This is a genomic window from Streptococcus gingivalis, assembly GCF_035544715.1.
GTDB lineage: Bacteria > Bacillota > Bacilli > Lactobacillales > Streptococcaceae > Streptococcus > Streptococcus gingivalis.
Genome location: NZ_JAYKTO010000002.1, coordinates 556,445 through 581,009 on the forward strand (window position 1 = coordinate 556,445; position 24,565 = coordinate 581,009).

At 44.4% G+C, this 24,565-nt stretch carries 19 protein-coding genes and 1 riboswitch; of the genes, 9 read left to right on the plus strand and 10 right to left on the minus strand.

What is annotated here, in order from left to right; all coding sequences use genetic code 11:
• The first annotated feature begins 341 nt into the window (after positions 1-341).
• Positions 342-2,003, plus strand: coding sequence for a C69 family dipeptidase (locus SM122_RS09185; protein ID WP_031576305.1), 1,662 nt, complete (start codon positions 342-344; stop codon positions 2,001-2,003).
• Positions 1,996-2,823, plus strand: a complete 828-nt coding sequence (locus SM122_RS09190; protein WP_155170245.1) for a PrsW family glutamic-type intramembrane protease — start codon at positions 1,996-1,998, stop codon at positions 2,821-2,823. The genes SM122_RS09185 and SM122_RS09190 overlap by 8 nt, the downstream gene beginning before the upstream one ends.
• A 48-nt stretch (positions 2,824-2,871) precedes the next feature.
• Here the strand turns inward: SM122_RS09190 and SM122_RS09195 are convergent, their stop codons facing one another.
• The 6 genes from SM122_RS09195 to pflB form a co-directional block, all read right to left on the minus strand.
• Positions 2,872-4,134, minus strand: coding sequence for a hydroxymethylglutaryl-CoA reductase, degradative (locus tag SM122_RS09195; protein ID WP_134974644.1), 1,263 nt, complete (start codon positions 4,132-4,134; stop codon positions 2,872-2,874).
• The gene (locus SM122_RS09200) at positions 4,134-5,306 is read right to left on the minus strand and encodes a hydroxymethylglutaryl-CoA synthase (protein ID WP_134974643.1); all 1,173 of its coding nucleotides are present in this window, start codon (positions 5,304-5,306) and stop codon (positions 4,134-4,136) included. The genes SM122_RS09195 and SM122_RS09200 overlap by 1 nt, the downstream gene beginning before the upstream one ends.
• A gap of 187 nt (positions 5,307-5,493) precedes the next feature.
• A complete protein-coding gene (locus SM122_RS09205) occupies positions 5,494-5,724 on the minus strand; it encodes a hypothetical protein (protein ID WP_155170243.1) in 231 nt (76 codons plus the stop codon).
• Positions 5,725-5,830: 106 nt separating this feature from the next.
• Positions 5,831-6,298, minus strand: a complete 468-nt coding sequence (locus SM122_RS09210; RefSeq protein WP_003005049.1) for a threonine/serine exporter family protein — start codon at positions 6,296-6,298, stop codon at positions 5,831-5,833.
• Positions 6,299-6,302: 4 nt separating this feature from the next.
• A complete protein-coding gene (locus SM122_RS09215; protein ID WP_070675391.1) occupies positions 6,303-7,061 on the minus strand; it encodes a threonine/serine exporter family protein in 759 nt (252 codons plus the stop codon).
• 420 nt (positions 7,062-7,481) lie between these two features.
• Positions 7,482-9,797 (minus strand): formate C-acetyltransferase, encoded by a 2,316-nt coding sequence (pflB, locus tag SM122_RS09220; protein WP_031575567.1) that lies wholly within the window; start codon positions 9,795-9,797, stop codon positions 7,482-7,484.
• A 260-nt stretch (positions 9,798-10,057) separates the two neighbouring features.
• Here pflB and dinB point away from each other — a divergent pair, with 260 nt between their 5' ends.
• A complete protein-coding gene (dinB, locus tag SM122_RS09225; RefSeq protein WP_031575564.1) occupies positions 10,058-11,164 on the plus strand; it encodes a DNA polymerase IV in 1,107 nt (368 codons plus the stop codon).
• An 8-nt stretch (positions 11,165-11,172) separates the two neighbouring features.
• On the opposite strand, the gene recD2 is transcribed toward dinB, so the two are convergent.
• From recD2 to rnhC, 3 genes are all read right to left on the minus strand, one after another.
• Positions 11,173-13,605 carry an SF1B family DNA helicase RecD2 gene (gene recD2 / locus SM122_RS09230; RefSeq protein ID WP_155170330.1) on the minus strand — a complete coding sequence of 811 codons (2,433 nt, stop codon included), beginning with the start codon at positions 13,603-13,605 and terminating at the stop codon, positions 11,173-11,175.
• 67 nt (positions 13,606-13,672) lie between these two features.
• Positions 13,673-14,323: a signal peptidase I gene (gene lepB, locus SM122_RS09235; RefSeq protein ID WP_014713905.1), complete on the minus strand. Its 651-nt coding sequence runs from the start codon at positions 14,321-14,323 to the stop codon at positions 13,673-13,675.
• Between the two features lie 3 nt (positions 14,324-14,326).
• On the minus strand, positions 14,327-15,223 hold the full coding sequence (rnhC, locus tag SM122_RS09240) for a ribonuclease HIII (RefSeq protein WP_049506577.1): 897 nt from the start codon (positions 15,221-15,223) through the stop codon (positions 14,327-14,329).
• Positions 15,224-15,359: 136 nt separating this feature from the next.
• Between rnhC and SM122_RS09245 the strand changes: the two genes are divergently transcribed.
• From SM122_RS09245 to SM122_RS09265, 5 genes are all read left to right on the plus strand, one after another.
• Positions 15,360-15,650, plus strand: coding sequence for a hypothetical protein (locus SM122_RS09245; protein WP_049471900.1), 291 nt, complete (start codon positions 15,360-15,362; stop codon positions 15,648-15,650).
• Positions 15,651-15,660: 10 nt separating this feature from the next.
• Positions 15,661-16,215 carry a CvpA family protein gene (locus tag SM122_RS09250; RefSeq protein ID WP_049506576.1) on the plus strand — a complete coding sequence of 185 codons (555 nt, stop codon included), beginning with the start codon at positions 15,661-15,663 and terminating at the stop codon, positions 16,213-16,215.
• A gap of 73 nt (positions 16,216-16,288) precedes the next feature.
• Positions 16,289-18,628: an endonuclease MutS2 gene (locus tag SM122_RS09255; RefSeq protein ID WP_155170241.1), complete on the plus strand. Its 2,340-nt coding sequence runs from the start codon at positions 16,289-16,291 to the stop codon at positions 18,626-18,628.
• Positions 18,629-19,226: 598 nt separating this feature from the next.
• Positions 19,227-20,645 carry a C69 family dipeptidase gene (locus tag SM122_RS09260; protein ID WP_155170239.1) on the plus strand — a complete coding sequence of 473 codons (1,419 nt, stop codon included), beginning with the start codon at positions 19,227-19,229 and terminating at the stop codon, positions 20,643-20,645.
• A 129-nt stretch (positions 20,646-20,774) separates the two neighbouring features.
• A riboswitch (glycine riboswitch) is annotated at positions 20,775-20,869 on the plus strand.
• A 102-nt stretch (positions 20,870-20,971) separates the two neighbouring features.
• Positions 20,972-22,303, plus strand: a complete 1,332-nt coding sequence (locus tag SM122_RS09265; protein ID WP_021153873.1) for an alanine/glycine:cation symporter family protein — start codon at positions 20,972-20,974, stop codon at positions 22,301-22,303.
• 53 nt (positions 22,304-22,356) lie between these two features.
• Here the strand turns inward: SM122_RS09265 and sstT are convergent, their stop codons facing one another.
• Complete coding sequence (sstT, locus tag SM122_RS09270) at positions 22,357-23,574, minus strand: serine/threonine transporter SstT (RefSeq protein ID WP_049471896.1); 1,218 nt, start codon at positions 23,572-23,574, stop codon at positions 22,357-22,359.
• A gap of 137 nt (positions 23,575-23,711) precedes the next feature.
• On the opposite strand from sstT, the gene SM122_RS09275 reads away from it, so the two are divergent.
• Positions 23,712-24,560 carry a mechanosensitive ion channel family protein gene (locus tag SM122_RS09275; RefSeq protein ID WP_049471895.1) on the plus strand — a complete coding sequence of 283 codons (849 nt, stop codon included), beginning with the start codon at positions 23,712-23,714 and terminating at the stop codon, positions 24,558-24,560.
• Positions 24,561-24,565: the final 5 nt, after the last annotated feature.

A 24,565-nucleotide genomic window follows, 5' to 3' on the forward strand; every position in this document is an offset into this window, starting at 1 on the left:
CTTAGTTTTGAACCTAAGGTTTCAAAACTCCCGAGTGCCTGAAACAAAAACGTTTCAGGCACTTTTCTCACGGCGGAAAGTTTTCGTATATTATGATTCATTTTGAAAATTAGAACTCTTTTATAGTTCTTTGAAGAATCACTTAACTTATTTTACTTAAAAATTAGTTCCTATTCGTTTAGGATTGGCAAAATAAGCCAATCCTTTCTTTTTTTAAAAAGTGTTCTCCTCAAAAATTCTGATAGTTTACGAATCGTTTACGGTTACTGGAATCGCTTGCAAAACAGGCTTGTAAAAGAGTATACTAAATAAGGAAAAACATTTTTAAAAAGGAGTTTAGGATGAAGAAGCACTATTTTCGATCAGCTGTAGCAGCCTTGCTTCCGCTTTTGTTGATTGCTCAACCTGTTGAGGCTTGTACGGGGTTCATCATCGGGAAGAAACTGACTGCCGACGGTTCGACCTTGGTAGGTCGTACCGAAGATTTAGAGCCCAACCATAATAAAAATTTTGTGGTCAGAGAGCGTGTCTACAATAAAAAGGGAGCCATCTTTGAGGATGCTGCCAACGGTTTTCAATATCCCTTGCCAGAAATTAGCTATAAGTACACAGCAGTCCCAGATGTCACTCCTGATCAGGGGATTTTTGACGAAGCAGGATTCAATGAATATGGGGTTTCCATTTCTGCCACTGTATCTGCTTCAGCAAATGACAAGATCCAAAAAGTGGATCCCTATGTCAAGGATGGCCTCGCAGAATCGGGCTTGACTAGTATCGTTCTCCCTAGTGTGAAAACCGCAAGAGAAGGGGTTGAACTCATTGCTAAAATCGTCGAAGAAAAAGGCGCTGCAGAAGGAAATATTGTGACCATTGCCGATAAAGAAGGCGTCTGGTATATGGAAATCCTATCTGGCCATCAATATGCAGCGATTCTCTTCCCAGAGGATCGATTTGCTGTCTTTCCAAATACCTTCTTCTTAGGGCATGTAGATCTGTCGGATACCGAACGCACGATCGCTTCAAAAGATCTTGAAAAAGTCGCCAAAGAAGCCAATAGCTATAAGGAAGTGGACGGAAAATTCCACGTTTCTCAATCCTATAATCCGCCTTTGCAAGAAGCAGATCGCTCTCGGGTTTGGTCGGGAATCAAATCGCTAGACCCAAGCTCTCCTGTTAAATATGACGATGCGTCCTTTGACCTTCTTCATACAACCGATCGGAAATTAACTCTCCGCGATGCTATGAATCTCCAACGCAATCGTTTGGAAGGAACCAAATATAAACCACAGGATCAAATGGAGCTGGATGGAAAAGGTATTCCGAAAAAAGGGGAGTTTGATGCGGTTTATAAATACCCTATTTCCAATCCAAATGTCATGGAGGCCCATATTTTCCAACTGAAAGACGATGTCCCAGCGAGTGCGGGTGGGGGCACCATGTGGCTGTCGATGGGTAGTCCACGAAATGCTCCATATCTACCCTACTATGGCAATATTCTCAACACCTATCAAGCCTACCAAGAATTAGGGGATCATTACAATGATCGCTCTTGGTATTGGACCATTTCAAGAATCAATGACCTTGTGGCCAAGTATCCAGATTTATTCGAAGATGGGGCGATTCGTACTGAAATGGAACGGTTGGAGTCTCAGTGGATGGTCGAACAAGATCTGAGTGATAAGGAACAAATTGCCCTTGCTTCTCAGCCTGAAGAAGCTAGTGAGAAGGCAACAGAGGAAAGCTTGGCAAGAGCTGAGAAAACCTTCGAACGCTTGCAAGAAATCAGAAAAGAAGCAGAACAAAAGGTAGCAGATGAACACGGAAAAAGTGCCCTGCAGGATCTAGATGACGAAGAAGATGCTGCTTATGAAGAGAAGATTGATCTCGTTGATTTTGACTATGATTACATTCTAGCAGCAGGCTTGTTCGGGGCAACCCTTCTAGCGATTGTGATCTACCTGATTCGCTCAAAGAAACAAAAGGGAGGAAAACAAGATGACTAAAATTCAAAGAGCCTCAATCTATCTTTTTCTACTGTTTGCAGGAATTGGCTTGGAGTTTGAACTCGGTCATCTTTCTCAACAAGAATTTAGCCAGTCTGCCGGCAGAGATTTGGTCTTAAACTTGTCGGTCTTAGCTGCTATTATTATCCCACTCTATCTCTTTTCAAAACGATTGACCAAGCAGTTGTCTGTACCGACCTACATCCTATGGATTGCCATGTTTGGAGGAGCCTTCGTAGCAGGCTGGTTGAGCTTTTCAGGCAATAGCTTGATTGATATTATGAATAGCCATGTGATCAAGGATGCCACTGTCTTTAACAAGTGGACCGATGCTTTGACGGCCCCGTTTTCAGAGGAATTCTTTAAGGCTCTGGTTGCCTTTTGGGTTGTCTTGATGGTTGGCAAGAAAGATCTAAAAGCGATTCTAATTGCAGGTTTGGGATCTGGCTTTGGTTTTCAAATCATTGAGGATTTAGGGTACGTTGCCCGCCAAACAAAATCCAGCCAATTAGCTGCCGTTACTGAGGCCATTAACCGGATTTCTGGTGGATTAGCTTCACATGCCCTCTATACAGCTGTTGTATCTGTTGGTATCTTCCTCTTGTTGTCTCAAGTAACCCAGCAAAAGGAAAAACTCTTTGGGCTTTGGTGTGTTCTCTCGACAGTAGCCAATCACTTCTTATGGAACTCTCCGTTTTATGAAACAGACCATCGGATTAATCTTCTCGTCGGACTGCTCTTTGCCGTCCAAGTAGGGACTTTTATCGAAGTGGTGCTCTATACCAAGAAAGAGCCCGATTTGCCATTTTTAAAACAATAAGGCAAATTTTTCAAACACAAAAGAACTAAGACGTGCGTCTTAGTTCTTTCATTTTCTCAATTCTTGTAAGAGTGTTTGTGCTTTTTCTAAATTGAAGGGTTTGTTTTCAAGGAGTTGGCTGACCAGACGGGGAACTTCCTCTTCCTTAGCTCCTGCTAGCAGGGCTAGAGAGCGTGCTTGGAGCTTCATGTGTCCTGCTTGGATCCCTGTAGTCACGAGGGCTTTCAAGGCGGCGAAATTCTGCGCTAAACCGAGCGACGCGATGACACCTGCTAATTCGATAGCAGAAGGTTCTCCTAGTAAACGGTGGCTGACTTGAACTGTAGGGTTGAGGCCAATGGAGCCTCCTTTTGTTGCAACTGGCATTGGTAGGGTGATCTCTCCATAGAGTTTTTTCTCTTCTGGCTGACTTGTCCAGCTACTCAAGCCTTTGTATGGGCCACTTTGTGCGGCATAGGCATGGGCTCCTGCTTCGATGGCCCGCCAGTCATTACCTGTCGCAAGGACCAGGGCATCAATCCCGTTAAAAATCCCCTTGTTATGAGTGGCTGCACGGTAAGGATCCACTTGAGCCAGTTGGCTAGCTAGCTCCATCCGGTGGGCAATCTCAATGGCTTCCTCAGGATTTCGACTCAGTGCTTTAAAATCGATGGCACACCGTGCACTCACCAAAGAGCGAGTGGCCAAGTTGGATAAAATTGCCATCAAGGCCTGACCACCAGAGAGTTCCTGGATACGATCAGTCAGAGCTTCCAGCATCGTGTTGAGCATATTGGCTCCCATGGCTTCTTTAGGATCGACAGCCAAGTAGACAATGAGAAAGTTCCCCTTGTTTTCGACCCAAAGATCCCTCGCTCCGCCTCCACGCTTGACGATAGAAGGATAGGCTTCATTAGCCAGCTGAAGAAGAGTTTCCTTGTCTTCTAGGATGCGCTTGCTAGCCATTTTCACATCCGTAACATCTGTCAGAGCAATCTCACCGATCATTTGGCGTTGGTGCACTTGGGTGGTGAAACCGCCCGAACGTTGGATGAGCTTGGCCGCAAAGCTGGCAGCTGCAACCACGGAAGGCTCTTCTGTGACCATAGGAAGGACATAGTCACGACCATTGATCAGAAAATAAGGAGCGAGACTAAAAGGCAAGTCAAAAGTCGACAAGACATTTTCCGTCAATTGATCTGCAATAGAAAGGGGAAGTCCCTTTTGTTCTTTTAAGATCTGTGCTTCATCCCAAGTTAAGAGGCCTTCCTTCAGTAAGGCCTCTATGCGTTCTGTGGGAGAAAGTTTTGCAAAACCTGGTAATCGTGCCATTATTTTTCTACTTTCTGGTAAGTGCGTTGGTGTTCCTTGATCTCTGTCAAAGCATAAGTTTGAAGCGTAGCAGGTTCAAACACTTGATTGCCACTAGAGTCTAGATCTACTTCCTCATAAAAGAGTCGTTCGTAGTCAGCAACACTAAGAACCGTCCGTTGATCTAGTTTGTCCATACGTTTGTGATCTAGGAGTTGCTCAAAACCAGGAACGAGATTGGCACTAAAGATCTCAGAAACTGCTCCACTTCCATAGCTAAAGAGGGCGATTCGGTCCCCGGCTTTGAGTTGGGGACGATTTTCCAGTAGTGATAGCAAGCCTAGGAAAAGAGATCCAGTGTAGATATTTCCCACGCGTTGGCTGTATAGAATCGATTGATCAAAGTTGTATTGTAATTGATCTTTTTTCTCTTCTGATACTGACTTATCCAAGATTTTTTTCAAGCCCTTGAGAGCTAATTTTGGATAAGGTAAATGGAAGCAGACGGACGCAAAGTCTGTCAAGGTAAGGCCAGTCCGTTTCTGGTATTCCGCCCAGGTTGTTTTCAGAGAATCTAGATATTGTTGCGTTGAATAAATCCCATTCACGAAGGGAGTTGTCGCATAATTTGGACGCCAAAAATCCATGACATCGCGTGTTTGGGCAACATTATCATCGTTAAAAGATAGAATACGAGGATTTTGGCTGATCAGCATAGCAACCGCTCCAGCCCCCTGTGTTGGTTCTCCAGGAGTTCCAATTCCGTATTTAGCAATGTCACTGGCAATGACCAAAACCTTACTCTGTGGAAATTTTTCAACATGGAGTTTAGCATAATCCAAGGCAGCAGTCGCAGCATAGCAGGCTTCTTTCATCTCAAAAGAGCGGGCGAAAGGCTGGATATCTAGTAAGCCATGGACAAACACAGCAGCAGCCTTACTCTGGTCAATTCCAGATTCTGTCGCAAGAATCACCATGTCGATCGCTTCTTTATCTTCGTCTGTTAAAATATCATCTGCTGCAGTAGCAGCCAATGTGACGATGTCTTCTGTGATCGGTGCAACACTTTGTTCTTTTAAGAGAAGACCCTTGCTCAGTTTTTCGGGATCAGTATCACGAGCAGCAGCCAAATCTTTTAAACGCAAGACATAAGGACTCGTCGCAAAACCAATCTTATCAATCCCAATTGTCATTCTTAACCTCTTTTTTATTTGATATCTACTAGTATATTTCGTTACTATTTTACCATATTTAAGGGTAAAACTCCCTTGAAAAAGCTAGATCAGCAAGGAAATCATTCTCGGGACCGATTTTGCAATGTTTCAAATAAAAAATAGAAAATCTATAAGAAAAAGCCATCCTCAGATGGCTTTTCAACTCTTATCCTTGCTTATCTTTTTTAGGATTGCTCATGATTCGTATGAAGAGTTCTTTGCATTTGTCTCTTAGAACATTTTCGTAGAAGACGATTAAAGCGATGTACACAATCAGAAAGTTCAAGGTCAGATAGAACAAGTCAAATGAATTACGGGCATAGATAGTTGCTGATTGATAGGAGGGGAGGGCTCCTAGGATCATCCAAGGAAGATACTTGATATACTTGTTTACCATCCTACAGCACCTCGCATCCTTTAAAGGATTTGTTATTTCACTATCATTGTACTCCTTTTAAACAAAAATACAAGCGATTACATAGATAAGTTTTGAAAAACCAATGCTAGTTGGCATTGGTCATTTTTCTTTTTTGATGGCGTTGATAAGAATGGTAGAGTTTCAAAACGACAGATCCACTAGCCATCCCGATGGAGATCACCAAGGCAAGAATAACCACCAGGGTCACGCTGGTTACTGCCTGGCGATATTGCCCACTGACAAAGAAGGAAGTGGTTCGATAGGAAATATATCCAGGAACCAATGGGGCTAGAATGGACAACATAAAGACCACGACAGGCGTCTTGAGAATAATACTTAAAATCTGACTGATACAGGAGCCGACAATGGCGGCGATAAAGGTTGCAACGATGACATTGGTAGGCCCTTTCAGGATATAGTAAAGTAGCCAGATGCCCATACCGAGGATTCCTCCAGGAATCAACATGGAGCGCTGCACATTTAGGACAATTAAAAAGGTGATGATGGCAATCAAACTGGCCACCGCTTGGATTAAAAATTCAGTTAGGTTCATGATTTTATTTCATAAGGACGAGGGCAACGGTTGTACCGGCACCAAGTGCAAGAGTAATGAGAAGAGTCTCAAAGAGTTTGCTCATCCCAGAGTTGAGGTGGTAATTCATCAGATCGCGGACGGCATTGGTCATAGCGATTCCAGGAACGAAGGGCATGACACAGCCTGCGATAATGAGATCGGTATTGGAAGGAAAACCACTATAGCGCGTCCAGATATGGGCCAAAAAACCAAAGACAAAGGCGGCCGCAAAGGCAGTGGCAAAAGAAATGCGAACGTATTTCTCAACGACAAGAGAAAAAGCAAAGGCAAAGACAGTCGCAATACCTGCTCCAATCGCATCATAGAAATTTCCTCCAAACATGATGGAGAAGAAAGGAGCACTGAGGGTTGCCGCAATGGTCAACTGGAGATTGGTATAAGGAACGCGCTTCATTTTCAACTCGCTCAGGGCCTGGTAGGCTTGCTCGAGATCGATCTCTCCAGAGACGAGTTGACGAGAGATCTGATTGACATCACAGACCTTTTCGATATTGTAATTGGTCCGCAAGATCCGTTTCATGCGCGTGACATTGGCATTCTCAATTGAAAAGAAAATAGCGACTGGCATCGCTAAAACATTGCAATCGACGATTCCCTGTGAATGGGCGATCCGGATCATGGTATCTTCGACCCGGTGAATCTCAGAACCGCTCTCTATCAGGAGGGTTCCAGCTAACATCAGGACGTCGATCACTTGGTTGATCTGTTTTGACTCTTCCATAATTTCCTTCTTACTAAATAATCTGTTTCTATTATAGCAAAAAAGGACGAGAGACAGAACTAAAATTTGACAATTCTAGTTTGTTTCTTATCCTTTCTGAATTCGTTTAGAATAGCTATTGTTTAGGCTTATCATTCGTTAACTCGGGTGGTGGTGCTGCACGGTGCTATCCTGGACGAGAAGGGTTGCTAAAAAGATCAGTGCAATCAGGATAAAGAGCCAAATAATAGCGAAAATAAATGTTAAAAACATAGGATCACCCCTTCTATCTTATTTACAGCTCTACTATAACACTCGGAGAAAGCGCTGTCAAACCCTATATAGTAAGCTCTTAAACTCTTTCAAAATTCAGAATACTCTTGCGATGGGGATGAAAAAAACCAGCCGTTTCCGACTGGTTTTTTAAGATCTATTTGAATCTTAGTTCAAGGCATCATCCATTGAAAGAACTTCGTGGAAGACACGTTGTGTCAATTCAGTTTTTTGTTCTGGAGTGAGGTATTTAGTGTTTACACAGTATCCAGAGATACGTACGATTACGTCTTCACCTGACATGATCTTTTCGTAAACATCGTTCAAGTCCATAACGTTCAAGTTAACGTGTTGTCCACCGTTTTCGAAGTATCCATCAAGGATGGTTACCAAGTTATCAACTTGTTCGTCACGAGTTTTACCAAGAGCACGTGGTGAAACTTGAGTAGTGAGTGAGATACCATCAGCTGCATAACCAAAGTCAAGGCTAGCAAGTGAGTTCAAGTTTTGCAGCCATCCACCTTTAGCTTTGTTAGATGGGTTAGCACCTGGTGAGAAGAATTCCAATTTAGACAAGTTCACAGAACCATCTTCGTTGAGGTATACCCCTTTGTGGACTGGTGAGTTACCAGTTTGTTTAGAGTAAGCAACGTTAGAAGTGATGGTAAGAAGTGAAACAGTTGCTTCAGCGTTCTTGTAAAGTTTGTGGCTGCGAAGACGAGTAGTGTAAGCTTCGATCAACCATTCTGCCAATTCGTTAGAACGTGGGTCATCTTCACCCCAACGTGGGTATTCACCGATTGTTTCGTAGTCGTAGATGTAGCCATCTTCGTCACGGATTGGTTTAACAGTAGCGTATTTGATTGCTGACAATGTATCAACAGTATTGGCAAATCCACAGATACCGAATCCCATGTTAGCGCGTTGGTGAGTTGGCAAGAAGGCCATTTGAACAGCTTCGTAGTTGTACTTATCAGTCATGTAGTGGATGATGTTCAAAGCATCTACGTAAGTGTCTGTCAACCAGTCAAGAGATTTTTCGAAGTTTGCTTTAACAGATTCGAATTCAAGAACTTCGTCACGGATTGGATCGATATCAAATACTTTGTAGTCTTTATGAACATCGTCGTAACCACCGTTCAAACCAGTAAGAAGAGCTTTAAGCACGTTAACACGAGCACCGAAGTATTGGATGTTGTGGCGTTGTTCTTCGTTTTCTGGGTCAAGTGGAGATACACAACATGAGATACAGCTCATTTCACCGTATCCGTCTTTCGCCATTGTTGTTACACCTTCGTATTGGATAGAAGAGTGTTTGTGGCTCATGTGCATACAGTAGCGACGGAAGCTATATGGCAATTTGTCAGTCCAAAGAACTGTCAAGTTTGGTTCTGGAGAGTTACCGATGTTGTCCAAAGTGTTCAAGAAACGGTAGTCCATCTTAGTAACACGGTGACGTCCGTCGTTACCCATACCAGCCATAGAAGTTGTGATGAAGGTTGGGTCACCTGAGTACAATTGGTCGTAAGCTTTTGTACGAGCAAATTTAACAGTACGCAATTTCATAACGAAATCGTCAACGAATTCTTGGATTTCTGATTCAGTAAATGTACCACGAGCCAAGTCACGTTCAGCGTAGATATCCAAAACGATTGGCACACGTCCAAGAGAAGTAGCAGCACCGTTGATCACACGGCAGACAGCCATGAAGGCGATGTTTGTCCATTGGATCGCTTCTTTTGTATCGAAGGCAGGACGACGTACGTCTACACCATAAAGGTCACCCAATTTAACAACTTCTTGAAGTGCTTGGTATTGAAGGTTTACTTCTTCACGAAGACGGATTGATTCTTCATCGATTTCAGTAATAGAGTTCCAGTCGTTTGCTTTTTCAGCCATCAAGTAGTCAGCACCATAAAGAGCCAAACGAGCATAAACCCCGATGATACGTCCACGAGAGTAAGCATCTGGAAGACCAGTTACAGTGTGAGCGTGACGAGCACGACGGATGTTAGAAGTGTAAGCGCGGAAGATACCGTCGTTTACAGTTGTAACGTATTTTGTGAAGATTTCATGAACTGCAGGATCTGGTTCGTATCCATTTTCTTTCAAAGTAGTTTCCGCCATACGGATACCACCACGAGGCATGAAGTTCAATTTGAACAATTCATCATTTTGGATACCGAAGATGACTTCGTTTTCTTTGTCGATATATCCAGCTGCGATATCAGCGATAGATGTTGGACGGTTATCGTATGGGAAACGAGTTTCTTCATAATGAGCTTTTGTTTCTTCAACAATTTTTTTGATGTGAAGAGAACGTTCAGTTGGACCAGCTAGGAAGCTTTCATCTCCATCATATGGTGTGTAGTTAGCTTGAACGAAGCGAGAAACGCTTGCTTTTTCTTTCCAATCTTCACCTTTGAAGCCTTCCCAGGCTTTGTCAAAAATATCTTGTGCTTCAACGACTGTTTTAACAACCATTTTTATTTTCCTCTATTGTCTTTCTAGCAACTATATCTGTTGCACTTACAATAGTAGTATACCATACAGAAATCGGTTACACAAAGGCGAATTGCGAAAAACAACAGATTCTTTTGTAATACAGTTTCAAATCCTCTGTGATACTGTACTATATTTTTGAAAACAAACACAGTTTTTCATCAATTTTCATGTTTTCTGGGGAGTCGATTTTTGCAATTCTGAAATTTTCTTCCTATAATAGAAAGAAAGGAGGGTGAAAAATGCTGATATTTCCATTAGTGAATGATACCAGTCGCAAGATTATTCATATTGATATGGATGCATTTTTTGCTGCCGTCGAAGAAAGAGACAACCCTAGTTTGAAGGGCAAGCCTGTCGTGATTGGCCAGGACCCTCGTCAGTCAGGAGGGAGAGGTGTGGTCTCGACTTGTAACTATGAAGCAAGGAAATATGGCATTCATTCAGCTATGAGCTCTAAAGAAGCGCTGGACCTTTGTCCTCAAGCCATTTTTATCTCTGGAAATTATGAGAAATACCGAGAAGTAGGTGAGCAGGTCCGTGAGATTTTCAAGCGTTATACAGATCTCATCGAGCCGATGAGTATTGATGAAGCCTATCTAGATGTGACGGAAAATAAAATCCAGAGCAAATCAGCTGTCAAAATCGCCCGCTTGATTCAGCATGCTATCTGGGAAGAGCTGCATCTCACAGCTTCAGCGGGTGTTTCTTATAATAAATTTTTGGCCAAGATGGCAAGTGACTACCAAAAACCCCGTGGCCTAACGGTGGTTTTACCGGAGGACGCTAAGGATTTCCTGAGCCAAATGGACATTGCCAAATTTCATGGAGTAGGAAAGAAGACAGTAGAGAGACTACATGAGATGGGTGTCTATACTGGCGCGGATCTTTTAGCCATCCCGGAGATGACTTTGATTGATCGGTTTGGGCGATTTGGCTATGATCTCTTTCGAAAGGCGCGAGGGATTCATAATAGCCCTGTCAAGAGCCATCGTATCCGCAAGTCGATCGGAAAAGAGCGGACCTATCGCAAGCTCCTCTATGCTGAAGATGATATTTTAGAAGAAATTGCCAATCTGTCCAGTAAGGTAGCCCAATCGCTGGAAAAACACGGCAAGCAAGGAAAAACTTTGGTCTTAAAAGTGCGCTATGGAGACTTTACCACCCTGACCAAGCGTATCACCTTGACGGAGCCAACGCGAGATGCTGAGCGCATCAATCGTTCAGCGCGTCACATTTTTCAAGAAATCGAATCGATAAATACAGGAATCCGCCTCTTGGGTGTCACCATGACCAACTTTGTTGATCATACTGAACTACCTCTGGTAGAGGAAGAAAAAGACAACTAGTCTGTTCACTAGTCGTCTTTTTTGATATCAAAGAAGGCTGCAATCTCTTCTTCTGTTAGTCCGATCATAGGCGAGATGGTGTGGAGATTGTCTTCTGTTAGTCGATAGATAGTAGGCTTAGACGTCTCTGCTTTCGTTTCAACAGTTTCTTCCTTGCTTCGTGCAGATTCGACTGTAGCAGAAGCCGTTGCAAGGGATGAAGAATAGTCTGTGGTTGCTTCGCCTCCGTCCAGGTCCTTGAAACGTTCAACCAAATAGGTCTTGCGCGCTGTACCTGTATTTTTAGTAGCGAAATCAAAGGCGCTGTATTCTCCTAAGAGAATCAGCTTGCTCTTTGAGCGCGTGATGGCGGTATAGATCAAATTACGCTGCAACATCCGGTGGCTTTGATTGGTAATGGGTAAAATCACCACAGGAAATTCGCTTCCTTGCGATTTGTGAATACTCATCGCATAGGCTAAGCGAATCTTGTACCATTCATTGCGCGGGTAGACGATTTCATTGCCATCAAATTGGATAGTCAATTCATCTTGCTTCGATTCTGTATATTTTCCGGGGAGAAGATCGGTAATGTAGCCAATATCTCCATTAAAGACATTGCTTTCTGCATCATTGACCAGATGGATAACCTTGTCTCCATCGCGGTATTGGCAGTCTGGCGTGTCAAAGACGACCTGATCTTTGATAGCTGGATTGAGAAGGTCTTGCATGAGTGTATTGATGTTGTCAATGCCAGCCTGGCCCTTGTACATAGGTGCCAAGACTTGGATATCTCGAGCCGGGATCTGACTGCGAAGGGCAGCTGAGGTGATCTGTTCGATCATCTTAGGGATGTGTTCGCTTCCGGCTTCGAAATAAGAGCGGTCGGCTTTTCGTTCTGTGAAATCTTGAGGAAGCTTGCCCTGGCGAATGTCTCCTGCAAGTGAGACAATGGTCGAATCTTCACTCTGACGGAAAATATGTTCGAGTTTGGTCTGAGGGATGCTTGGGATCTGCAAGAGATCAGCCAAGACCTGACCAGGGCTGACGGAAGGTAATTGGTCGGCATCTCCCACAATCAAGAGTTTGGTATCTGTTGCGATGTTGCTGAGTAATTGATTAGCCAGCCAGGTATCAACCATGGAAAATTCGTCCACAATGATGAAGTCTGCATCCAGATAGTCCTCTAAGTGGCTGGTGTCATCATCTCCTGTCATCCCCAAATGGCGGTGGATGGTGGCGCTCGGAAGTCCTGTCAGCTCATTCATGCGTCTAGCTGCCCGTCCTGTTGGGGCAGCCAAGAGGATCGGCAGGTCTTGTTTCTTCCGAAGATCCAGCTGGTGGAGTTGGGCATAGACACTGATCATCCCATTGATAACGGTAGTCTTTCCTGTCCCAGGACCCCCTGTGAGGATAAAGACCTTGTTTTGGATCGCTTGGTGAATCGCTTCTTTTTGAATCGCATCGTAGCGAATTCCCAGATCTTTTTCAACCGCCTCAATCGCCTGGTTGATTTTCTCAGGGTCAAATGAAGTCGACTTTCCTTTTTCCAATAATCGACCGATATGACTGCGAATCCCTTCCTCCGCAAAGAAGAGGCTGTTGTCAAAGATCTTGGTGTCCACGTTTTGGACCTTGTCTTCCTCGATGAGGCGTCCTAATTCTTGGGCGACAGTGGAAGGATCCAATTCTACTGGACGAGCGGATTCTAAAAGGTCAATGGTATAGCGCAGGAGGTCCTTGGCTTCGATGTAGGTATTTCCAGTCTCGATAGAGTAGCTAAAAAGGCTGTGGATCAGACCCGCGCGGAAACGCTCAGGGGCGTCACTTGCAATCCCCAATTCTTCGGCTAGTTGGTCCGCGATTTTAAAGCCCATACCTTGGATATCTTCCACCAATCGGTAGGGCTGTTGCTCCACGATCTGGAGGGTTTCTTCTTTATAAAAATCTTGGATCTGAAAGGCCAATTTATTGGGAATGCCATAGTTGGCTAGTTGGGCGAGAATGCGCTCCGTTCCGTAATTCTGACGGAGTTTTTCTACAAAAGCTAGGCGGTTTTTCTTGGAGAGACCTATGATTTCTTCTAATTTTTCAGGGGCCTCCAAAATTTTGTCAATGGTATCGTCCCCATAGAGGTCCACGATTTTTTGGGCTGTTTTGAGACCAATTCCTTTAAAGTGATCGCTGGAAAAATATTTCACCAATCCCTTGCTAGAGGGTCTGGCACGTTCATAACGACTGATTTTGAGCTGCTCTCCGTATTTAGGATGATGGACCAGCTCCCCCCAGAAGGTGTAGTCTTCGCCTTCCATGATATCTGCCATGGTGCCCGTCACAATAATCTCAAAATCATCAAAATCTTCGGCGTCTGTATCGCTAATGTCGAGCAAGAGGATTCGAAAAAAACTGCTAGGATTTTCAAAAATAATGCGCTCAATAGTACCAGAAAAATAATATTCCATCATTTCTTTCCTTTTTATAAAGCGAGGCTGGGACATACTTGTCTCAGCCTCAGTCTGTTAATCTATACTAATAAGTTTTGAAAGGGTAGATCGGCCATAGTCTAAAGACGGCTTGCCCTTTGATTTGTTCTTTCTTGAAAGCTCCGACCTGACGGCTATCTTTTGAAACGATCCGGTCATCTCCAAGTAGGAGGTATTCATCGTCGAGCAACTTCAAAGTAAATTTAGGATTGCCATCTTTGTCCACTGTAAAGGCTTGAGCTGTATTGGCCAATTGGCGGAAGAGTTCTCCGTTTTCTTCAAAGCCTTTTCCAGTGTAGGTCGATTGCAATTTATCTTTTTTGAAACGAGCGATATAGTTTTTCAAATAAGGCTCATTGGTCTTTTTCCCATTGATATAGAGGGTATCGTTATCATATTGGATGGTATCTCCAGGAAGACCGATGACCCGCTTGACGATGTCCTTGGTTTTGCCGTCGTCATCTTTTTCACTGGCAACAACAATGTCGAAACGATCGATTGAGAGGTGGTTGACCACAAGGAGGTACTCGCTATCGGCCAGAGTCGGATCCATCGAATGGCCATCTACCTTGACCGGAGCCCAGAGGTAAATGCGAGAGGCGATGATGAGACCAACAATGATACTGAAGAGGCCCCATTCTTTAAGGAATCTCACCACAGGTGAGCTCGATGTATGTTTTGAACTTCTTTTTGACATGACTTATCTTTCTAGTAATTTCTTTGCTTTTTCTGTGTTTTTAAAATGGAGTTTGGCACAATAATCCAGAGCTTTCATCCCGTAGGTCTGAAGCAATTTAGCGGCCACTTGGTCTGATTTAGCTCCTGCTCCACTAGGAAGATTAAAACCCAGTTCCTTGCCCAGATCTTCCAGATTTTGAAGGAAGAGATTGCGGGCGATGATGGAGCTAACTGCCACAGCTAGATACTTGCTTTCGGCTTTTTCTTCCAACTCAATGGCTTGCGTGACCTGATTTTTCTCAGCTTTTACGTATTTTTGGTAGTTTTTAGCAGTTGTAAAGGCATCGATCACAATTCGCTCTGCTTGGACTCCCTTATTTAACAGAAGGTAGATGGCCTGATTGTGCAGGGCTACTTTGACCGAAACAGCATTGTAACCAGAAGCGATGACTTCATTGTACTTCTTTGGAGACAATAAGAGTGCTTGGTGCTGGATATTTTCCTCAAGGAGAGGAGCCAATTGCTGAATTTTTCGATCATCCAAGGTCTTCGAATCACCAACACCAAGCTTTTTGAGCCAGTCGTGCTGGTCAGGTGTGACAAAGGATGCGACAACGGTGAGTCCACCAAAATAAGAGCCGTTTCCGACCTCATCGGTTCCGATCATGGCTAGATCTTGTCGTGCAGATGAAGTAGAACGCTTAAGGTTCCCAGCATCTTGTCCGAAAAAGTTCAGGTAAGGAGTGAGGTCATTGCCCTGGAGCAGGACCTTTCCAGACTTGTAGATCGAAACGGTCGCTCCCTCTAGTCGAAAGAAATAATCCATATGAGGGTTCTTGCTTTGAGTGAGAGAACTGCGATAGGTATGGACAAAATCAAGGATTTGCTCCTGTGTTGGAGTGAGTGTCATACTTTCCATAACCACTATTGTACCACAAATTCAGGGAGAGAGGGAGCAAAAAGAAAGAAAGAATCCACTGGAAAATCCCTGTGAAGAGGGGCTTTGCTACTGACAAAGCTAGCCTTTTTTGGTATAATACCGTGAGGTGATTTTTATGGCGAGCTTAAATAGATATAAATTTACATTTGGAAACAAAGCGCTCACTTTAACAACCAACCATGATAATTTGTTTATGGAAGAAGTCGAACGTGTTGCGAAAGAAAAATACCAAGCAATTAAGGAACAAATGCCAGAGGCTGACGATGAAACCATCGCGATCTTATTGGCAGTAAATAGTTTGTCCATGCAACTGAATCGAGAGATTGAGTTTGACGACAAGGAAACAGAACTAGATGATTTTCGTCGCAAAGCTTTAGACGACTTAAAGGATAAATCATCTAAATAAGAGGAGATACATGTTAACTTTCTTAATCTTATTGATTTTGGCATGGAGCTTTTATATTGGCTATGCAAGAGGCATCATCCTCCAGTCCTATTACTTTCTAGTGACCTTGGTGGCCCTCTTGATTGCAGGTGGTAGCTACAAGGGACTGGCTAAGGTTTTGTCTCTATGGGTTCCTTTTTCGAGTCCCACTCAGCAATCGGTGAATTATTTTTATGCCAACCGCTACCTGTTTCAATTAGATGACATCTTTTATGCAGGGTTAGCTTATGTGTTGATTTTTGTGCTGGTTTATTTGATCGGCCGCGTGATTGGAATCTTTATGCACTTGGTTCCCCAGCCAGAAAAATTAGAGGATCGCAAGTATCAAATTGGAGCGGGTGTGATCGCCGTCGTGATAACCCTCTTGGTGATCCAGATGGGCTTGACTATTCTCTCAACAGTTCCCATGGCTTCCATCCAAAATAGACTAAATGCAAGTGGATTGATCCGCTTTATCATCCTTCATACCCCGATCAGTTCCAGCCTGTTCCACAACTTGTGGGTGACTGCGATTATCGGAGCTTAAGGAGCAAAAATGAAGAAAGGAGTGAGACAAGTCCGATTCAAGGAAGGACGCTCACTTTTTTTGTAGGAGAAACATGAATAAAAAAATCTTAGATATTCTGGAGTTTGACAAGGTCAAGCAACTTTTTGAACCCTATCTACAGACAGAACAAGGGGAGATGGAGCTAGCAGTCCTTACTCCAACCGATAAAAAAGAAACCATCGAAACGGCCTTTATTGAGCTAGAAGATATGGAGCAGATCCTCTTGGAAGAGCCTCGCTTTGCCGTGTCGACCATTCAAGATGTCCGTCCAGTGGCCAAGCGTTTGGAGATGGAGGCGGCCCTCAATGTCGATGAATTACTAGCGCTAAAAGCAGTCCTTCGGGTAACACATGAGCTCAAGGATTTCTACGACAACTTGGAAAATGTTCGTCTGGAAAGGCTCCATCGCCTCTTTGACAACTTGGTGGATCTTCCTCGCCTACAAGGTGGGCTTCAAGCTATCAACGAAGGAGGCTTTGTCGAGTCTTTTGCCAGCGAAAAATTGGCTAAAATCCGTCGCCGCATCCAAGAGAATGAACACCAGGTCAGAGAGATTCTACAAGACCTGCTGAAAAGCAAGGCCGATATGTTGGCGGATGCTGTGATTGCTAGCCGGAATGGACGCAATGTTTTACCAGTAAAAAATACCTATCGCAACCGGATTGCAGGGGTGGTCCACGATATCTCAGCCAGTGGGAATACCGTTTATATCGAACCTCGTGCAGTGGTCAATCTCAATGAAGAAATCGCCAACCACCGAGCAGATGAACGGTATGAAATCATTCAGATTCTGGAGGAATTGTCTGACAGCCTGCGCCCCCATGCGGCAGAGATTGCAAATAATGCTTGGATTATCGGTCATTTGGACTTGATCAAGGGCAAGTATCGGTTTATGCGTGATTTCAAGGCAGTGGTACCAGAGGTTAGCAGTAATCGCTCTATTCAGCTCTTGCAACTACGTCATCCCTTGATTGAAAATGCCGTCGCGAATGACCTGCATTTTACCGAGGACTTGACTGAAATCGTGATTACCGGTCCCAATACAGGTGGGAAAACCATCATGCTAAAAACGCTGGGACTAGCGCAAATTATGGCCCAGTCTGGTCTTCCCATCCTAGCGGATCCAGGTAGTCGTGTGGGCATCTTCTCACAAGTCTTTGCAGATATTGGAGATGAACAATCGATCGAGCAGAGCTTGTCGACCTTCTCCAGTCATATGACCAATATCGTATCGATCTTACATCAAGTAGATACCGCCTCCTTGATCCTTCTGGATGAGTTAGGAGCTGGAACCGATCCTCAAGAAGGGGCTGGCATTGCTATTGCTATCCTAGAAGACCTGCGCTTACGCGGGATTAAGACCATGGCGACGACCCACTATCCAGAGCTCAAGGCCTACGGGATTGAGACTGCAGGGGTGCAAAATGCCAGCATGGAGTTTGACACAGCGAGTCTTCGTCCGACCTATCGCTTCATGCAAGGGGTGCCTGGTCGCTCCAATGCCTTTGAGATCGCCCGTCGTTTGGGCTTATCTGAGACCATTATCCAGGATGCCATGAAGATGACCAATACGGACAATGATGTCAATCAGATTATTGAAAAACTGGAGGCGCAGACCTTAGAGAGTCGCAAGCGCTTGGATACCATTCAAGAAGTGGAGCAAGAAAATCTCAAATTCAATCGCGCTCTTCGAAAACTCTATAATGAACTGACTCGGGAGAGGGAAACAGAGCTAAATAAGGCAAGAGAAGAAGCCAAGGAAATTGTGGACATGGCACTTTCAGAGAGTGACCGCATCCTTCAAGGTCTTCATGCTAAATCCCAGTTGAAACCACATGAGATCATTGAGGCCAAGGCTCAGTTGAAAAAACTAGCTCCTGAGACCGTCGATCTTTCTAAAAATAAGGTCTTGAAAAAAGCCAAGAAGGCGCGTGCTCCTAAGGTAGGAGATGAGATCCTGGTTATCAGCTATGGCCAACGTGGAACCCTAGTCAAGCAACTCAAAGATGGACGCTGGGAGGCGCAAGTCGGCTTGATCAAGATGACCTTGGAAGAAAAAGAATTCAACCTTATCAAGGTTGAAAAAGAGGCGGCTCAACCTAAGAAACGCCAGGTGAATGTCGTCAAGCGCTCAAACACGAGCGGTCCGAGAGCGCGTCTGGACCTCCGTGGGAAACGCTATGAAGAGGCCATGCAAGAGCTAGATGGTTTTATCGATCAGGCCCTGCTCAACAACATGGCCCAAGTCGATATCATCCACGGGATCGGGACAGGGGTCATCCGTGAAGGGGTGACCAAATACCTCCGCCGCAACAAGCACGTCAAGAGTTTTGAATATGCCCCACAAAATGCAGGTGGAAGCGGCGCAACCATTGTCACGTTTAAAGGCTAAGTTAAGCCCTAGCTTTTCATTAGCTAGGGTTTAGAACGTAGACTAAATTTTTAAAAAGAAAAATAAGTTAAGAAATTCTGCAAAAAAATATAAATCTGTCCCATTTTTAAAATGAATAAAGAAAATACCGAAACTTTCCGCCGTGAGAAAAGTGAGAGTGGGACAGAAATCGGTAATTCGTTAAAATTCGATTTCGTCGTCCCACCTCCGCAAAGTTAAGTAGGGCTGTAAAAGCTGATGAAATCAGCGTAGTAGAGCCCACTCAACCACTGCGTCTTGCTTGACAATCCAAAAACAATTAAGAGGCTAGGACTTTTGTCCCAGTCTCACTCGGAATTATTGAGACCTTAGGCTCAATAATTAGTCATGGAACTTCTTCGAAGTTCGCTGACGTCCGTGCTCACCTAAGGAAAGTTTCTAAGATAACTTTTTCTTCAATCTAAATCCTAGCTGTTTATCAGCTAGGTTTTTTTAAATTTTACATAATGAACCGGATTAAAAGAAATTGAAAACGATCCGTTTTCAAATCGGATTTTCAGTAGGTCCTTCCTTTTAAAAGTGCTATAATAGAGGCAATGAATGATTTGGGAGGATACGCATGCGTAAACGTGAAAGTGCAGATTCGTGTACAACGATTCTAGTCGGAAAAAATGCTAGCTATGATGGTTCGACCATTGTAGCACGAACAGAGGATTCTCAAAATGGCGTTTTTACGCCCAAGAAATTGATCGTGGTCAAACCGGAAGATCAACCGCGTCATTACAAGTCAGTTTTATCAACTTTTGAAATCGACTTGCCAGATAATCCAGTTCGCTATACAGCGGTTCCAGATGCGATTGCTAAAGACGGAATCTGGGGAGAAGCTGGGATCAATGTCTACAATGTAGCTATGAGTGAGACAGAGACCATTACGACCAATAGCCGTGTGCTAGGGGCAGATCCTCTTGTAGAGAGCGGCATCGGTGAGGAAGACATGCTGACCTTGGTCTTGCCTTATGTCAAGACAGCCCGTGAAGGGGTCTTGCGTCTCGGAAAGATCTTGGAAGATTATGGAACTTATGAGTCTAACGGGATCGCGATTTCAGATGTGAATGAAATCTGGTGGTTGGAAACCATCGGAGGTCACCACTGGATGGCGCGTCGTGTCCCTGACGATGCCTATGTGACCAACCCCAACCAACTGGGAAGTGATTATTTTGAATTTGGCAATCCCGATGAGTTTCTTTGTGACCCGGATCTTGAACGTTTTGTCACAGAGCACCATTTGATTTTAGATCAAGAAGGGAAAGGTTTTAATCCACGCTATGCTTTTGGTAGCCAAAAAGACAAGGACCGCCACTACAATACACCGCGGGCTTGGGCCATCCAGCGTTTCCTCAATCCTGAAATCGAGCAGGATCCACGGAGCTTTGAGATTCCTTGGTGTCAAAAATCTTATCGCAAGGTGACGATTGAAGATGTCAAATATGTCTTGAGCAACCACTACCAAGACACTATCTACGATCCTTATGGTCCTGAAGGAGATCACGTGAGTCAACGGACCTTCCGGACGATCGGGATCAACCGGACTAGCCAGACAGCGATTCTGCAATTGCGTCCCAATAAACCACAAGAAACGACAGGCATCCAATGGATTTCTTATGGCTCCATGCCTTACAATACAGCTGTTCCTTTCTTTACCCAAGTGGATACAACGCCAGACTACTTTGCCAATACGACGGCTAAGGTAACTACGGATTCCTTCTACTGGGCCAACCGGATTATTGCGGGACTAGCTGACCCTCACTATGCTCACCATGTTGGTGATTTGGACGATTACCAAGAAACGACAATGGCCTGGGGACATGCGCGCATCAATAAGGTCGATCGTGCACTTGCAGCAGGTGACACCGTTGATTTTGAGGCGGAAAACCAAGCTATGAGTGATCAAATCCAGGAAGCGACAGATCAACTCTTGGACAAGATTTTGCTCGATGCTAGCAACCTCATGACCAATCACTTCTCCTTGAGTGATTAAAAATTTTGTATTTTCAGGTAATTTACAAGATATTTTCAGAAACGATTGACAAACTTTTGAAAATCGATTAAAATAGAGAAAATTACATACGACCGAATGAAGTTTGCAGGAGCGTGAGTGACTGTGAATGGACGGAACTCTGGAGAGACCAGAAATGGCACCGAAGGGGCAAGGTAGAGGATGCATCTACTCAAACTCTCAGGTAAAAGGACAGAGCGAAAGATAGGGGAAGTCCCCTATTTTAAGCAGGACCAGAGTACATGTTTGACATGTGCTCTTTCTTTTTCTCTTTTCTGTCGAGCGGTCGATGAAAAAGGAGACAGAAAATGGATCATGTATTGCAGTTTTTTCAGCAGGTCGATAATTTAGTGTGGGGCGCCCCCTTATTGGTGCTCTTAGTAGGAACAGGGATCTACCTGACGCTTCGCTTGGGATTGCTTCAGATACGCTACCTTCCAAAAGCTTTTCGCTTGATCTTTACAGAAGATGAGGGACACGGGGATATCTCGAGCTTCGGAGCCCTTGCGACAGCTCTAGCGGCTACTGTAGGGACGGGGAATATTGTAGGGGTAGCTACAGCGATTCAGACAGGTGGCCCAGGTGCCCTCTTTTGGATGTGGATGGCAGCCTTTTTTGGAATGGCGACCAAGTATGCAGAAGGGCTCTTAGCCATTCGTTATCGGACCAAGGATGACAACGGTCATATCTCAGGTGGTCCTATGTATTACATTCTTCACGGGATGGGAGAGAAGTGGCGACCACTGGCTATTTTCTTTGCGGTTGCAGGAGTGTTGGTGGCCCTCTTTGGGATCGGAACCATGACCCAGGTTAATTCCATTACGGGATCCCTTCAAGCTAGTTTTGGAACGGCTCCAGAAGTGGCTAGTGTAGTGATTGCTCTAGTGGTTTCGACCATCATCTTTGGAGGGATTCACTGGATTTCCAAAGTCTCTGAAAAAGTGGTTCCTTTTATGGCTGCTGCCTATATCTTTGCGACTGTCATGATCATTGCCTTGCATCTAGACCAATTGCTTCCAGCCTTAAAATCGGTCTTTTCAGGTGCCTTCACAGGGACTGCAGCCATGGGAGGTTTTGCAGGAGCAACGGTCAAAATGGCCATCCAAAAAGGGGTGGCGCGTGGGGTTTTCTCCAATGAATCGGGTCTCGGATCGGCCCCCATTGCAGCAGCTGCTGCAAAGACCAATGAACCTGTCGAGCAGGGCTTGATCTCGATGACAGGAACCTTTATTGATACCATTATCATCTGTAGTTTGACAGGACTTTCGCTCTTGGTTTCAGATGAGTGGATGGCCAAGGGCAGCACGAGCACCTTGACCCAGGATACGTTTACAGGTGTCTTTGGCCCAGTTGGAGGCATTATCTTAACGCTGTGCTTGGTGCTGTTTGCGACAACGACCATTCTTGGATGGTCTTACTATGGAGAACGGTGTTTCGAATTCCTATTTGGTGTCAAACATATCAACCTCTACCGGACTTTCTTTGTCTTAATGGTTGGACTAGGTGGTTTCCTAAAATTAGATCTGGTCTGGGTCATTGCGGATATCGTTAATGGGCTTATGGCTCTACCCAACTTGATTGCCCTACTAGCTCTGTCACCTGTCATTATCAAAGAAAGCAAGCGCTACTTTAAGAAATAAGAAAACCCAGATCGCGAGGTCTAGGTTTTCTTGTCTATTTGAGATAAGATCTTTTAATAGCGTTTTTCTTTTGGCCAACTGCTCATTTCGGCGATGGCAGTGAAGAGCACATCTGTCGAAGAGTTGAGGGCTGTTTCACAAGAGTCTTGAATGACCCCGATGATAAAGCCGACACTGACGACTTGCATGGCCAAATCATTGGTGATGCCAAAGAGGCTACAAGCAACAGGGATGAGAAGGAGAGATCCTCCCGCAACTCCGGATGCCCCGCAGGCTGAGATGGCTGCCACAACACTGAGGATAAGCGCTGTTCCAAAGTCAACCTGAATCCCTAAAGTATTGGCTGCTGCAAGGGTTAAGGTATTGATAGTTACCGCTGCACCTGCCATGTTAATGGTCGATCCAAGAGGGATAGAAACAGAGTAGGTATCTGGATTCAGCCCCAATTCTTCACAGAGACGCATGTTGACAGGGATGTTGGCTGCAGAACTTCTGGTGAAGAAGGCTGTTACCCCACTGACACGGAGGCATTTAAAAACAAGGGGATAGGGATTTTTGCGGATCATGAAAAAGACGATCAATGGATTGATGACCAGAGCGACAAAAGCCATCGTTCCCACCAATACTACCAAGAGAATCCCGTAGTTACTAAGGGCACTGAGTCCTTGGCCAGCGATGGTCGTGAAGACCAAACCTAAGATCCCAAATGGAGCTAGGTTGATAATCCACTCGACAATTTTTGAAGTGATGTCTGCTAGGGTTTGTAGGAGGTCTTTACTATGTTCACTCGCCTCTCTCATGGCAATTCCAAACACAGTGGCCCAAGAAAGGATCCCAATGTAGTTGGCTTGCTGCAAGGCATTGACCGGGTTGTCGACGATCTTGAGTAAGAGGTTACTAATCACTTCGCCAATTCCATTTGGAGAGGATCCTTCAGCGGCCTTTCCAGTCAGGGTAATGGTGATTGGGAAGATGTAATTGATCAAAACAGCGACGAAGGCAGCTGCAAAGGTTCCTAGGAGATAGAGGACGATGACCTTTTTCATATTGGTCTCTGTTCCTTTTTGGTGTTGGGAGAGAGCATTTGCGACGAGTGCAAAGACCAGAAGGGGTGCGATGGCACGGAGCCCCCCGACAAAGAACTCTCCTAAGAGTCCAATCCCAGTTGCTTTAGGAAATACAAGTGCTAGAACGACACCAAGTACAATCCCGATTGCGATCCTTTTCATAAGGTTGGTTTTATTCCAAGTGGTAATCAGTCGATGAATCATGTAAGGCCTCCTTAAAAAATAATTAAGGAATATTATACGATAGTTAGGGGGTAATAGCAATGAAATTTTTAAAAAATAGCCTTATTTCCGAATATTTGATATAATCATACTATTCTTTGTTAGAAAGGCCCGAATAAATGAGTCAAGCTTTCCAACGTTATTTCAGTAAAATAGACTGGACAAAGATTTTTGATGACCTAATTTCAAAATGCATCTCTCTGATTTTTGTCTTTCTCTTATTTTTTATCGCTAAAAAGGTCATCCATAGCCTGGTCAAGCGGATATTAACCCCTTCTTTTAAGTATACGGTGCAGGATGAAGCCCGTAAAAAAACCATTCTCCGTTTAGTAGAGAGTCTCTTGAACTACTGCTTGTATTTTATCTTGATCTACTGGATCTTGTCGATCCTCGGTCTTCCAGTCTCTAGTTTATTGGCTGGTGCTGGGATTGCTGGGGTGGCGATCGGGATGGGAGCCCAGGGCTTCCTTTCCGATTTGGTCAATGGTTTCTTTATCCTTTTAGAACGCCAGCTGGATGTGGGGGACAATGTCCGACTTACCAATGGTTCTATTAATATTGCCGGCATCGTTAGCAGTGTGGGAATTCGGACAACTCAAGTACGTGATTTTGACGGGACTCTCCACTTTGTCCCAAACCGCAATATCACTGTCGTCAGCAACCTCTCGCGTGGAGATATGCGCGTGCTGGTAGATATCCCACTAGATGCGAATACCGATCTTGACAAGATCTACCAGGTCATCGCTCAGGTCAACCAGTCTCAACAAGACAAACACCCAGAAGTGTTGACAGGTCCTACCATTTTAGGCCCACAGATTGAAAAAAATGGTCGCTATTCCTTCCGTATTGCTATGACCGCTCAAAATGGAACCCAGGTTACTGTTTACCATACTTACTATAAACTCTATCATGATGCCTTGATGGAAGCAGGAATCAACCTTCCAACAGGAAATAACGGAATCATGTAAAAAAG